At 65.1% G+C, this 13,434-nt stretch carries 11 protein-coding genes; 7 read left to right on the top strand and 4 right to left on the bottom strand.

What is annotated here, in order from left to right; translation table 11 throughout:
* Positions 1 to 155: 155 nt before the first annotated feature.
* Positions 156 to 497: a chemotaxis protein gene (locus tag HF916_RS18315; protein WP_168790275.1), complete on the bottom strand. Its 342-nt coding sequence runs from the start codon at positions 495 to 497 to the stop codon at positions 156 to 158.
* A gap of 191 nt (positions 498 to 688) precedes the next feature.
* Here HF916_RS18315 and HF916_RS18310 point away from each other — a divergent pair, with 191 nt between their 5' ends.
* The gene (locus HF916_RS18310; RefSeq protein ID WP_168792059.1) at positions 689 to 2,008 is read left to right on the top strand and encodes a DNA topoisomerase IB; all 1,320 of its coding nucleotides are present in this window, start codon (positions 689 to 691) and stop codon (positions 2,006 to 2,008) included.
* A gap of 70 nt (positions 2,009 to 2,078) precedes the next feature.
* Here the strand turns inward: HF916_RS18310 and HF916_RS18305 are convergent, their stop codons facing one another.
* Positions 2,079 to 2,372 carry a hypothetical protein gene (locus HF916_RS18305; protein ID WP_206001908.1) on the bottom strand — a complete coding sequence of 98 codons (294 nt, stop codon included), beginning with the start codon at positions 2,370 to 2,372 and terminating at the stop codon, positions 2,079 to 2,081.
* 359 nt (positions 2,373 to 2,731) lie between these two features.
* Between HF916_RS18305 and HF916_RS18300 the strand changes: the two genes are divergently transcribed.
* From HF916_RS18300 to HF916_RS18285, 4 genes are all read left to right on the top strand, one after another.
* Positions 2,732 to 3,259 carry a PRC-barrel domain-containing protein gene (locus HF916_RS18300; protein ID WP_168790273.1) on the top strand — a complete coding sequence of 176 codons (528 nt, stop codon included), beginning with the start codon at positions 2,732 to 2,734 and terminating at the stop codon, positions 3,257 to 3,259.
* A 154-nt stretch (positions 3,260 to 3,413) separates the two neighbouring features.
* A complete protein-coding gene (locus HF916_RS18295) occupies positions 3,414 to 3,800 on the top strand; it encodes a DUF3175 domain-containing protein (RefSeq protein WP_168790272.1) in 387 nt (128 codons plus the stop codon).
* Positions 3,801 to 3,890: 90 nt separating this feature from the next.
* Positions 3,891 to 5,210, top strand: a complete 1,320-nt coding sequence (locus tag HF916_RS18290; RefSeq protein ID WP_168790271.1) for a cation:proton antiporter — start codon at positions 3,891 to 3,893, stop codon at positions 5,208 to 5,210.
* 66 nt (positions 5,211 to 5,276) lie between these two features.
* Positions 5,277 to 5,846, top strand: a complete 570-nt coding sequence (locus HF916_RS18285) for an FUSC family protein (RefSeq protein WP_168792058.1) — start codon at positions 5,277 to 5,279, stop codon at positions 5,844 to 5,846.
* On the opposite strand, the gene HF916_RS18280 is transcribed toward HF916_RS18285, so the two are convergent.
* On the bottom strand, positions 5,847 to 6,797 hold the full coding sequence (locus tag HF916_RS18280) for an AraC family transcriptional regulator (protein WP_168790270.1): 951 nt from the start codon (positions 6,795 to 6,797) through the stop codon (positions 5,847 to 5,849).
* Between the two features lie 116 nt (positions 6,798 to 6,913).
* On the opposite strand from HF916_RS18280, the gene HF916_RS18275 reads away from it, so the two are divergent.
* The gene (locus tag HF916_RS18275; protein ID WP_168790269.1) at positions 6,914 to 7,285 is read left to right on the top strand and encodes a carboxymuconolactone decarboxylase family protein; all 372 of its coding nucleotides are present in this window, start codon (positions 6,914 to 6,916) and stop codon (positions 7,283 to 7,285) included.
* Positions 7,286 to 7,520: 235 nt separating this feature from the next.
* Here HF916_RS18275 and HF916_RS18270 read toward each other — a convergent pair whose 3' ends face one another.
* A complete protein-coding gene (locus HF916_RS18270; protein ID WP_168790268.1) occupies positions 7,521 to 8,573 on the bottom strand; it encodes an aldo/keto reductase in 1,053 nt (350 codons plus the stop codon).
* 256 nt (positions 8,574 to 8,829) lie between these two features.
* On the opposite strand from HF916_RS18270, the gene HF916_RS18265 reads away from it, so the two are divergent.
* On the top strand, positions 8,830 to 13,302 hold the full coding sequence (locus HF916_RS18265) for a DEAD/DEAH box helicase (protein WP_240975578.1): 4,473 nt from the start codon (positions 8,830 to 8,832) through the stop codon (positions 13,300 to 13,302).
* The last annotated feature ends 132 nt before the right edge of the window (positions 13,303 to 13,434 follow it).

Raw genomic sequence — 13,434 nt, 5'->3', positions numbered from 1 at the left:
AGCGAAATACGTACGCTCCGGCGTTTAAGCGCTGGGCCGGGCGTGTTGCGTGACTCGGCCCTTCTTCATTAGCCTTCGGTCAGCAAAAGACGTGCCCACGCGCCCGGTTGACCTGCCCGGCCATACGCTCATCGAATACCGGCCGGAAACCGGGGTTACAGACCTTGCGGGTCATCGTCGAGGCCGTCATCGTCGTTCGCCAGCGGGTCGATAACCCGGTCGGGCTCGATATCGGCATTCGGCACCAGTGTCGAATCGCCGTCGGCAGCGGCGCGCTCGCCTGTGCCGGCACGATCCGTATCGCTGCCGAGTTCGCTGTCGCCGGTTTCGAGCGCGTGATTGTCCAGTTCGGTATCCACGTCGAACTCATGACGCTTCGCACCGGCGACGTCGCTGCCGCTATCGGACGAATCGCTTGGGCCGAGCGCGCCGGTCGTGCCGGCGGTTTGTTTGACGACCTGTTGCGGCTCTTCATCAGGATTCAGGGTGCTGCTCATGGCGCTCTCCTTGGTCAATTCGGTTCGTTCATTACCCATAGCGAGCGTTCGCAAGGACTGTTCCGCTCAGCCGCGAAGCAACCCGAAGCAACCATCCACGCCGTGCCAACGCCAGCGCCGGGCATTGCCTTTGCTTGCAGGCACGGTCACCGGCGTCACGCGCCTTTTGCTTGAAATTTCTACCTGCGACGATGGCTGCCACCACCACTCCGATTCAACGCCGCCCTGAGCGCACGGACGACGACAGCGCAAAACAGGCCACGCCTGCCGCCATGCCGCCAGGCTTGCGCCATGCCGACGACACGAAACCCGGCATCACGCGTCAGCGCGAAAAAGGCGGCTTTGTGTATTTCGACGTGGCGGGCAAACGCATCGACGATGAAGACGAAATCAAACGCATCAACGCACTCGCCATTCCGCCGGCGTATGAAAACGTGTGGATCTGCCCGGATGCGCGCGGCCATATCCAGGCGACCGGCCGCGATGCGCGCGGCCGCAAGCAATACCGCTATCACCCGCGCTGGCGTGAAACGCGCGACGCCGACAAATACGAACGAATGGCCGAGTTCGGCCACGCGTTGCCGAAGATCCGCGCCCGTGTCGCGCGCGACCTGAATCTGCCGGGCATGCCGTGCGACAAAGTCATCGCCGCGATCGTGCAGCTGCTTGATACGACGTTGATTCGCATCGGCAGCGTCGAATATGCGCGCGATAACCAGTCGTATGGTTTGACCACGCTGCGCAAGAAGCACGTGAAGATCGAAGCCGGCCGGTTGCGCTTCAGGTTTCGCGGCAAGAGCGGCATCGAACACGACGTGACGGTGAACAATCCGCGCGTCAAGCGTATCGTGCGGCGTTGCGCCGAACTGCCAGGCCACGACCTGTTCCAGTATCTCGACGATGACGGCACGCGCCGCACCGTCGGCTCGGCCGATATCAACGACTATCTGCGCCGCGCGAGCGGTGCGGATTTCACGGCCAAGGACTATCGCACGTGGGCCGGCAGCGTCTATGCCCTGGCCGCGCTGCGCCGCCTGATGTGCAGCAGTGCGGCGGAAGCGCGCCGTCATATCGTCGCGACCGTGAAGGATGTGGCAGCATTACTGCGCAATACGCCGGCCGTATGCAAGCGTTGCTACATTCACCCGGCGGTGATCAGATCGTTCGAAGCGGACGAATTGCAGCGCCTCGCGCCCGCTGAATCGCGCCGCGGGCTGAGAGTGGACGAAGTCGCGTTAGCTACGCTGCTCGCTCAGGCTGACAAACGCGCGGCGAAGCTCGCGCGGCAGGCGGGCGCGACAGGGCGCAAGGCGCGCGAATCGGCGATGGCGGAGAGCATCGACGATTCGATCACGAGTTTGCTGAAGAAGTCGCGCGTGGTGCGCAAAGCGATGGCCGCGAAGGTCGACGCGAAGACTGGTGCGCAAGCTGCACGGCGAGCGGCTGCACCTCGGGTTGCGGGCGGGCGCGCGGCGGGTGCGTCGCGTGCGGCGAAACAGACGGCGCCTTAGAAAGATCACAGTTCAGGGGGTCGTCGCACTTCTTGACTCGTCACGTTGGCCCCGCCGCTTCACCGCGCGCTCACTGACCTTTCGTCGCGCTGCTTGCGTCCGCGCCCGGCGTATTGGTCGAATCGGCCATCGGCTTCTTGGTCTTCGACTTGGACATGTGATGCGATTTGGAGCCACTGGAACTCATCGCTCCCGAGGTGGGTTGTCCATCCGTGGTCGGTGCCGCGGTCGCCGCGCCGTGAGCGTTACCCGAGCCGCCGGTGCCCCCGCCGCCGCCGTTACCGTTGCCGCCACCCGCTTGTGCGAACGCCGCGCCCGACATCGCGAGGAGTGCCGACACCAGCAATGCTTTTGTATGTTTCATCAAAGTCTCCGAGGATAGATGGACAGCGCACGTATGTGATTGTTCGCGCTGCTGGTTGAACATCCCGCAAGGGCTATGCCTCATGGCAAGGGCATGTCGCCATCCTGACCGCGTAACTCGTCGCCGCCCAGCTCACCAACGCCTATTCCTCAGTTGTCCTCCTCTATCCGGACGAAATATTTTCAATCGCGTCAGCACGCTTTACGCGTTTAGCGTGACGTTCCACGCATGCTCCGTGCAAACGCACGCATTCGCGAGCATGCGTAACCGACAGCGGCATTGGGTGCATGCCTTCCGACGCATGAAGGAACGCCGGTTGCTTAATCTTGCACACACCTAACCTGTAGAGGAGCCTCATCATGCTGAACCAGACACAAACGCAAGCCGGCATGCGGCAAGATCAGGGCGCCCAGATCGTCGGCGAGGGCAGCGCGACCGTGGACGGCCCGGGCCCGGACGTGATGGCCGCGTCCACTCTCGACGGCAACAAGGTGCTAAGCACCGACGGCGAGGACATCGGCAAGATCAAGGACATCATGCTCGACGTCGGCTCGGGCCGCGTTGCGTATGCCGTGCTCTCGAGCGGCGGCTTTCTCGGCATCGGCGACAAGTTGCTCGCCATTCCATGGCATGCACTGACGCTCGATACCGGCCGGAAGTGCTTCGTGCTGAACATGACTGCGGAACGCGTGAAGAACGCACCGGGCTTCGACAAGGATCACTGGCCATCCATGGCGGACCAGACGTGGGCCACGTCCGTGCATCAGTACTACGGCAGCGAGCCCTACTGGGGCCGCGACTCGTATTCGCGTCGCGACGACTACGGCGTGGGCGACATTCCGCCCGCGTCGTCGGACGCGCCGGAGGCTGGCGGGCTGAAGTTGTAACGCGTGCTCATGGTGGGCGCGCGTGGCCGTAAGCCGCCACCGCGTGCTGATACCGATGCGCCGGCATGCCGCCATCGCGGCAGCCGGCGCGATTCACTTTGAGCGCACAATAAGCGCGATCAGCGCGCGCACGACCCGATGAGGAGGCGGCATCTTGGCCACCCGGAAACCCACCAGCAAGTCCAAACGCCCCGTTGCGCGCGGCAAGTCGGGCCGGCCGCCGCGCCAGCGGCACGCTCAGGCACACGCGGCGCATCGCGCCAGCAGTCCGAAGAAGTGGTCGCATCACGTGATGGAAACCAGTGACGCGATGGATATCGAGCACGATGTGTTCAAAACCGGCAGCGCGGAGTCGATCGCACAATCGCTCAAACGCTCGTCCACGAAAAGCCGCCGCCGCAAAGGCACGCCGTTCCAGTCGGCCATGTCGATGCTGAACTTCTATATCAATCGCGCCGGCAGGAACCTGCCGAAAGCGCGCCGCGACACCTTGCAGCAAGCGAAGCGCAAGCTGCGCGAAGCATTCGGACGCGCGCCTTAAATGACGCGTCAGTGACTGACGCGTCCGGGCGCACCTTTCTTCAACCGGCCACTCATGCAGCACGCGCATGCGGGCCCTCACCGGATGCTCATGCACGAAACTTTGTGGTTTCTCATCGTTGGCGCCGTGCTCGTTTTCATGGGCCTTGCGGCAACGACGCTACGGCGGCTGCCCGTCAGCGCCGCCATGGTTTATCTCGCGATCGGCTACTTTCTCGGGCCGCCCGGTATCGGCCTGTTGCGCCTCGATATGATCGCCGACGCGCGTCTGCTGCGTATCGTCACCGAAGTCGCGCTGCTCGTCTCGCTGTTTGCCATCGGCCTGCGGCTTCGGCTCGGCATGCTCGAAAAACTCTGGACCGTGCCGCTGCGTCTCGGCTTCCTCGCGATGCTCGCGACCATTCCGCTGCTGACGCTGTTCGGTGTGTATGTCCTGCATCTCGGCTGGGGGCCGGCCTTGCTGCTGGCGGCGATCCTCGCGCCGACCGACCCGGTGCTAGCCCACGATGTGCAAGTGCACAACCCCGGCGACCACGACCTGCTGCGCTTCGCGCTCTCAGGCGAAGGCGGGCTGAACGACGGCATCGCACTGCCCTTCGCGATGCTCGGCCTGGCCTTATGCGCGGCGCCCGCCGCCGACGCGGGCGATCTGTTGAGCCTGGCACTCGCGGGCAGCATCGTGTGGGGCGTGGCGGGCGCGATCGCGATCGGCGGCGCGCTCGGCTGGGCCACGACCCACGCGGTGGCATGGCTGCGCACCCGCCACGCGCAGGCGCTTGGGCTCGAGGGTTTCTTCGCGCTTGGTTTGATCGTGCTGTCGTACGGCGCCGCGCAGCTCGCGCATACCTATGGTTTTCTGGCCGTGTTCGCGGCCGGCGTTGCGATGCGCCGGGTCGAACATCGCGCGAGCGGCGGCGAGTCGCCTCGCAAGACCATCGGCACCGTCGATTCCGAAGACGTCGAAGCGACCGCGGCGAATCCAAGCAAGGCGCACGCGTATATGACGGAGTCGGTGCTCGGCTTCACGATCGAACTCGAACGCATCGCCGAGGTCGCCGTCATGGCGATGGTCGGCAACGTGCTCGCCACGATGCACACGCCGCTCTTTACCTGGCAAACCATCGCGCTAACCGCCGCGCTGTTCGTGCTCGTGCGGCCGGTATCGGTGGAGTTGTCGCTGCTCGGGTCGAGCGCGACGCCGACGCAGCGCCGTTTGATGAGCTGGTTCGGCATACGCGGCATCGGTTCGTTTTACTACCTCGCGTACGCACTCGAAAACGGCGCCGCTGCCGACGTCGCCCCACTCGTGCCGCTCACGCTGGCGGTGATCGCGGCGTCCGTGGTAATTCACGGGGTCTCGGCGACACCGTTGATGAGCTGGTATCGCCGGCTGCGCAGTCATGAAGGTTAGCTCGACCGTCAATTGGAGTCGCTAGAATACGGGACCTTCATGCTGCAACAAGGCTTCTCACATTCGATGACCCCACCCGACGATTCCCGACGCACGGCACGGGCGAGCGCCGCCAACTCGCTGTTTGCCTTTCTCAAGTCGTTGCCGCTCGGCGAGCGCCTGATCGAAGGTAGCTTCATGGCCGTGCAGGCGGTCGCCGGCGCGAGTCTCGCGGTTGCCATCGGCCGCCTGCTGCATACCGAGCAGAGCTTCTGGGCCGCCATCACGGCGATCGCGGTCAGCCAGCATAGCTATGTCGACACCCGCAACCTGTCGCGCGACCAGTTTATCGGCGCGATGGTCGGCGGCTTGTGCGGACTGCTGGGCGCCACGTTCGGCGCCGGCTATTTCGCGGCCTATGCGGCGACGGTGGGCGTGGCGATTGCCCTGTGCTGGACCCTGAACGTCGGCAGCGCGGCACGTCTCGGCGGCATTACGGCGACGATCATGCTGCTGGTGCCGGGCATGGGGCCCGCGTGGGACAAAGCCCTGATGCGCCTCGGCGAAGTGACGCTCGGCACGATCTGCGCGTTGCTGGTGGCCTTTCTGATGTCGTGGATCGAGCGTCGCTGGTTCGGCAAACCGGGCAAGCCGTAACTAGTTTTCCGCCCCATCGTTCTCTTGCGGACGACGCCGGTAGCGTCCCGGCGGCACGCCGACACTTTGCTGAAACGCCTTGCCGAAGGCGGCCTCCGATTGATAGCCCACCGCCTCGCCGATCTCGGCGGCGCTGCGCTGCGTGCGGCGCAGCAGATCGCACGCGATGGTCATGCGGATCTGCGTGAGAAAGTCCATCACCGTCATGCCCGCGCGCTCATTGAAATGACGCGCGTAAGTCGCGCGCGACATGGCGGCGAGATCGCCGAGCTCGGCGATGGTCCATGCCCGTTCGGGCTCGCTCAGCATGCCTTGCACGGAAGCACCGAGGCGCGCGTCGGCAAGCAGCGCGAGCACGCCTGAGGCCGATGCGTTCTGCTCGCCGTGCACCCGTAGCGCGATGGCGAGCAGCGCGTGGCTCAAGGCAGTGACGATCGCGAGCGCGCCCGCCTGGCGTCGTTCGGCCTCGCTGCGCATGAGTCCGATCACCGTTTGCAACGAGCCCAGCCTTTCCATGCCGCTCAGCGAGACATGGAACGGATCGGGCAACGCGTTCAGCAGCAACGCCGACGAACCGGGCGAGTAGACAAAGCGGCCGCAGAGAAGATCGAGGTCGGCAGGGATGCGCGCGTCGTCGTGGCCGTCGTTGCGTCGCAAAGGCAGCATGCCGTCATGGCTTTGCGTCAACGGTGCAGTGGCGGCCGAGCGCTGGACATCGCGCACACGATGCGCCGCGCCGCGCGGAAACAGCATGAAGTCGCCCGCGCGTAACGCACGCTGCGCGCCGTCGGCTGTTTCGACGACGCATGCGCCGTCCAGCACCAGATGAAACGGGGCAATGCCCGCTTCCAGCGGGCCATGATCGATATCGAAAGCGCCCGAAAGCAGGCAACGCAGATCGAGGCTGGCCTGGGGCCGGGCAAGGTCGATCAGTCGGCTGAGCGTATCCATGAGACGATCGCGCTAAAAGTTGAGCGAATCGAGTATTCAGGATATCGCGGAGCGGCGCAATACTTGTCTCACGACGCCGGCACCCGCCGACGCGCATCAGACCAAGGAGCACTGCCATGTTGAACTGGATCGATTACCGTCAGGAACTGGTCGGCCGTATCGGTGAGATTGCCAAGCTGTCGCCGGATACCGTCAGGGGCTATCAGGCGCTCTCGACCGCCGGCCAGAAGAAGGACCTGCTCGGCGCCAAGACGCGCGAACTGATTGCGCTCGCCGTGGCGGTCAGCCTGCGTTGTGACGGCTGTATTACCGTGCACACCGCCGAAGCGCTCAAGCATGGCGCGACGCGCGAGGAAATCGCCGAAGCGCTGGGCGTGGCGGTCGCCATCAATGCCGGCGCCGCGATGGTGTACTCGGCTCGCACGATGGATGCCGCTGCGGCTTATACCGTGCAGGCGGCTGATGCGGCGCAGGCTGCTGCGGAATGAGCGGCGGCACCGCGAGATGCTTGTGTAGCTGAAGCGGCGCAGGTGGCCGGAGCGGCAGCCGAATAGGCGTCCGCTCCGACATTCGCGCCCCGTTGCGCTCATCGACCCGCTGTTCCCCGTCGGCAGGATGCCGCGATTGAGCACTGCGCCGGGCACCGCGTTCACAGCCCGTGTTCTTCCCACACGGCGCGCAGCCCGCCCGGTTGGCTGCGGCTGCTTTCGCTAACCGCTGCCACTACGCCGCCGGATGCCGCGCCTCTTCAAGCTGCTTGCGGCGCGGCTCGCCCTGACGTTCCAGCATCCAGCCCGGATATTCCGCGGGTAGCGTGCTGACCTGATCGAGCTTCGCGAGCTCATCCGCGGTAAGCGAGACGCCGGTCGCGGCGATATTGTCGTCGAGCTGCTCGACCTTCTTCGCGCCGACGATCACCGTCGTCACGACCCGCTGATGCAGCAGCCACGCGAGCGCGATCTGGGCGACCGACACCTGCTTCGCCTCGGCGATATCGCGCATCACGTCGATACAGTCATAAGCGCGCTCGCGATTGACCGGCGGAAAATCGAACGTCGTGCGACGGCTGCCCGCTTCGCCTTGCTGCTCACGCCCATACTTGCCGCTCAGCAACCCGCCCGCGAGCGGACTCCACACCATCAGGCCGAGGCCTTCGCTGTGCAGCATCGGCGCGAGTTCACGTTCGAGATCGCGGCCCGCCAGCGTGTAATACGCCTGCAGCGTTTCGAAGCGCGCGAGCCCAAGGCGCTCGGAAATGCCGAGCGCTTTCGCGATTTGCCACGCGGCCCAGTTCGACACGCCCACATAGCGCACATGGCCGTGCTGCACCAGCGTGTCGAGTGCGCGCATGGTTTCCTCGATCGGCGTGGCCGGATCGAAACCGTGGATCTGATACAGGTCGACGTGATCGAGTTGCAGACGCTTCAAGCTCGCCTTCACGCCGTCGATGATGTGATAACGCGAAGCGCCGCGCGCATTGGGAAACTCGCCTGTCTGGCCGAAGACCTTGGTGGCTACCACGACTTTGTCGCGCGGCACCTTGAGGTTTTTCAGCGCCTGGCCCGTGATCTGTTCGGACAGACCCTCCGAGTAGACGTCGGCGGTGTCGATGAAATTGATGCCCGCGTCGAGCGCCCGGCCGACCAGCCGCTCCGCGTCCCCCTGCTGCAGATCGCCGATCTGCTTCCAGATGCCCCCGCCGCCGCCGAAGGTCATCGTGCCCAAACATAGCTCTGAAACAAACACACCGGTACGGCCCAACTGGTTGTATCGCATCGTCGAGACTCCATCGTGGTTCGTGGATGGGTGAGGCGTAGAGAGTACTGCAATTGGCGGAATCCGGCAGCGCGTGACCCAGGCGCGCGTCACGCGGCAAAAATTTCCGCAGCGCGGCTTTCGATCGCGACATAAATGCCGACCTGCAGCCGTCGGCAAGACCGGAGGAAACCTGCCAGACTGATTCCTGATCCTTGCAACCAGCTGCTTTCGCCGCCCTCTGGATATGGCACGCCCCGCCCCCAACTATGCAAGCATGACTTCGGCTTCCACTACTGCTGCCTTGGGCGCGGCGCCCGCCGCCGCATCCGTCGCAACGCCCGCCATCGGTCTCTCGACGGCCGGCGCGCTCGCCGATTTCCATCCCGCGGTCGCGAGCTGGTTCCTCAAGACCTTCCCCGCGCCGACCGACGCCCAAGCCGCCGCGTGGCCACAGATTCGTCGCGGCCGCTCCACGCTGGTGGCGGCGCCGACGGGTTCGGGCAAAACGCTCACCGCGTTCCTGTCCGCGCTCGACGATCTGGTCCAGCAAGGCCTCGCCAACGGCGGCGCACTGCCCGACGAAACGCTGGTGGTCTACGTGTCGCCGCTGAAGGCGCTCTCCAACGACATCCGCCTCAACCTGCAACTGCCGCTACAAGGCATCGCTGCGGAACTCGACGCGCGCGGCTTGCCGCCGCTGGATATCCGCACCGCCGTGCGGACCGGCGACACCACGCAGCAGGAGCGCAACGCGTTGAAGAAGCGCGCGCCGCATATTCTCGTGACGACACCGGAGTCGCTTTACGTGCTGCTCGGTTCGGACTCCGGCCGCCGTATGCTCTCGACCGTGCGCACGGTGATCGTCGATGAAATTCACGCGCTCGCCGGCGGCAAGCGCGGCAGCCATCTGGCGCTCAGCCTGGAGCGGCTCGACGCGCTATGCCAAAGACGCTTGCCGCGGATCGGCTTGTCGGCGACGCAAAAGCCGGTAAGCGCGGTGGCGCGCTTTCTGGTGGGCGGCGGCCGTATCGACAGCGGCATTCCCGCCGATTGCGCGATCGTCGACGTGGGTCATATTCGCGAACGCGATCTCGCGCTCGAAATCCCGCCCGTGCCGCTCGAAGCGGTGATGCCCAACGAGGTGTGGGAGCGCGTCTACGATCGTCTCGCCGAACTGGTGGCGATGCATCGCACCACGCTGATTTTCGTCAACACGCGCCGCATGGCCGAGCGCGCCGCGCGTCATCTGACCGAGCGGTTAGGCAAGGACGTGGTCGCCGCGCATCACGGCAGCCTCGCGAAAGAGCATCGTTTCGACGCCGAGCAGCGCCTGAAACGCGGCGAACTGCGCGTGCTGATCGCCACGGCTTCGCTGGAACTCGGCATTGATATCGGCGACGTCGATCTGGTCTGCCAGATGGGTTCGCCCCGTGCGATCGCTCCGTTCCTGCAACGGGTCGGACGCTCGGGCCACCATGTCGGCGGGATGCCTAAAGGCAGGCTATTTCCGAACTCGCGCGACGATCTGATCGAATGTGCCGCGCTGCTCGATTGCGTGCGGCGCGGCGAGCTCGACGCGCTGCGCATTCCGCGTGCGCCGCTCGATGTGCTCGCCCAGCAGATCGTCGCGGAAGTATCGAGCGCCGAATGGAACGAGGACGCGCTGTTCGATCTCATGCGGCGCGCCGCCCCGTACGCAGACCTGACGCGTGGGCAGTACGACGCCGTGCTGCGCATGCTCGTCGAAGGCTACACGAGCCGCAACGGTCCGCGCGGCGCTTACGTTCATCGCGACGTGGTGAGCGGCACGCTGCGCGGCCGCCGCGGCGGCAAGCTGGTCGCGGTCACGTCGGGCGGCACGATTCCCGAAAATGCCGACTATGCCGTGGTGCTCGAACCGCAGGCGATCAATATCGGTACCGTCAACGAGGATTTCGCCGTAGAAAGTCTGGCCGGCGACGTGTTTCAACTCGGCAACGCGTCGTACCGGATTCTGCGGATCGAGAGCGGGCGCGTGCGAGTCGAGGACGCGCAAGGCCAGCCGCCGAATATTCCTTTCTGGCTCGGCGAAGCGCCGGGGCGCAGCGACGAACTGTCGTTCGGCGTCGCGCGTTTGCGCGAACAGATCGGGCGTCTTCTCGCCGAAAAAAACGCGGCGGCGGACGAAGGCGGCGCCGAAGTCGAAACCCTCCCCGCCCGCATCGACCACGCGATCGACTGGCTGGTCGACAATCTGCAACTCGACGAAGCCGCCGCGCGCCAGATCGTCGACTATCTCGCCCGTGCGCGCGCCGCGCTCAGCGTGCTGCCCACGCAAAACACGCTGGTCATGGAGCGTTTCTTCGACGAATCCGGCGGCACGCAACTCGTCATTCATGCGCCGTTCGGCAGCCGGGTGAACCGCGCGTGGGGCCTCGCGCTGCGCAAGCGGTTTTGCCGGACTTTCAACTTCGAACTGCAAGCCGCCGCCACCGAAGACGCGATCGTGCTGTCGCTGACCGGCAGCCATGCCTTCGTACTGGACGACGTGTGGCGCTATCTGCATTCGAACAGCGCGGAGCATCTGCTGATTCAGGCGCTGCTCGATGCGCCGCTGTTCGGCGTGCGCTGGCGCTGGAACGCGACCACCGCGCTCGGCCTGCCGCGCTACACCGGTGGCCGCAAGACCGCGCCGCAATTGCAGCGCATGCGCAGCGAGGATCTGTTGGCGAACGTGTTTCCCGAACAGGCCGCGTGTCTTGAGAACGTGGTCGGCGAACGCGAACTGCCGCATCATCCGTTAGTGGACCAAACCGTCGACGACTGTTTGCACGAAGCAATGGACAGCGAACGCTGGCTCGCGCTGCTGCGCCGTATCGAACAGGGCGACGTGCAACTGGTCGCGCGCGATTTGCCGGCGCCCTCGCCGCTCGCCGCCGAAATCCTCAACGCGAAACCGTACGCCTATCTCGACGACGCGCCGATCGAGGAACGCCGCACGCAAGCCGTGCTGAACCGCCGCTGGACCGATCCGTCGAGTGCCGACGATCTCGGCGCGCTCGATGCCGAAGCCATCGAAAATGTGCGCGACGAAGCGTGGCCGCAGGCGCGCAACGCCGACGAGATGCACGAAGCGCTGACCGGCCTTGCCTGCGTCACCGAGACCGAAGCGCGCCGCAACGAAGGCTGGCCGGCTTGGCTCGCGTCGTTGGCCGACTCCGGCCGCGCCACCCGCCTGCAGTTCGCCGGTGACTCCGCCGTGTGGCTGCCCGTCGAACGCCTCACCTGTTTTCAGTCGCTCTATCCCGACGCCCGCTTTGCGCCGCCGCTCACCGCGCCGAAAGGCTACACGGACACCTGGACTGCCGATGACGCCCTGATCGACGTGCTCCGAGCGCGTCTGACCGGCTTTGGCCCATTGCCGGTCCAGGCGATTGCACAAGCGCTGACGCTGCCCGCGGCATCGGTCGAACAGAGCCTGATGCGCCTCGAAGCCGAAGGCTACGTGATGCGCGGCCGCTTCACGCCGCAAGCCACCGAAGAAGAATGGTGCGAACGACATCTCCTCGCGCGGATCCACCGTTACACCGTGAAACGCTTACGGCGCGAAATCGGGCCGGTGGAACGGCACGACTTCATGCGTTTTCTGTTCGAGTGGCAGCATCTGACGCCGGACACGCGCAGCGAGGGGCGCGACGCGCTGGCCGCAGTCCTCGAACAGCTCGAAGGATTCCAGGCCGCGGCGGGCGCGTGGGAGGAAGACATTCTGCCCGCGCGCGTGAAGGCCTACGCGAATACTTCGCTCGACGAACTATGCCGGGCCGGCAAGATAGTCTGGACCCGCCTGACGGAACGCGCGCGCGGCGCTACCGGGCCGATCCGCAGTACGCCGATCGTGCTGCTGCCGCGTGCGCAAGTGCGCGTGTGGAGCGCGTTGCTCGATCCGTCGAAGCAACCGGAGTTGTCGGCGCGCGCGCAAAGCGTGTATGACGCGCTCGCGCAACACGGCGCGATGTTCTTCGACGAATTGCTCGCCGAAGTTCGCGTATTGCGTATGGAACTGGAGAGCGCGCTGGGCGAACTGGTAGCCGCGGGTCTCGTGAACTCCGACAGTTTCGCCGGCTTGCGCGCCCTGCTGAAGCCGGTCGCCAAACGCAACGCGTTTTCCAGCAACCGGCGCGCGCGGTCGAGCGCACTGATCGGCGGCATGGACGACGCGGGACGCTGGGCGCTGGTCAGCCGGCCCACCGCCGCTGCTGCTGCTGCTGCAACAGAGAATGTGCCGGAGCGCCGCCGGCCATTGCCACCTGAAGTGCTGGAACATGTCGCGATGACGCTATTGCGCCGTTATGGCGTGGTGTTCTGGCGTCTGCTCGAACGCGAAGCCGAGTGGCTGCCGCCGTGGCGAGACCTGCTGCGCGTTTTTCAGCGGCTCGAAGCGCGTGGCGTGATTCGCGGTGGGCGCTTTGTGAATGGCCTCGCCGGCGAACAATTTGCTCTCCCTGAAGCGATTCCCGTCCTGCGAGAAGTTCGGCGGCATGCGAACGACGGTGCTTTTGTCTGTGTCGCCGGGACCGATCCGTTGAATCTCGCGGGCACTTTGCTGGTCGGCGAACGGGTGCCCGCAGTAGCAGGAAACCGGATTCTGTATCGCGACGGCGTCGTGGCGGCCACGCTCGTGGCGGGGACTTTCTGGTTCGAACCGTCGCTGGAAGCGGTTCCCGTCGAAAGGGAAAAGGCTCGCACGTGGCTGGCGCGGCGGTTTTAGCTATTAGAATGCGCGCGGGTTGCCGTAAATTGCCTGCGCATGGCCGAAAAAGAACACGTAAAAAAGGATATAAAAAAGCCTAAAGGCGGGAGTCTTACTGACCGTTAATGTTTATAAGCCGTAATTCCAATC

It is taken from the genome of Paraburkholderia aromaticivorans, from assembly GCF_012689525.1.
Taxonomy (GTDB): domain Bacteria; phylum Pseudomonadota; class Gammaproteobacteria; order Burkholderiales; family Burkholderiaceae; genus Paraburkholderia; species Paraburkholderia aromaticivorans_A.
This window is presented reverse-complemented; position numbering and strand designations above follow the sequence as displayed.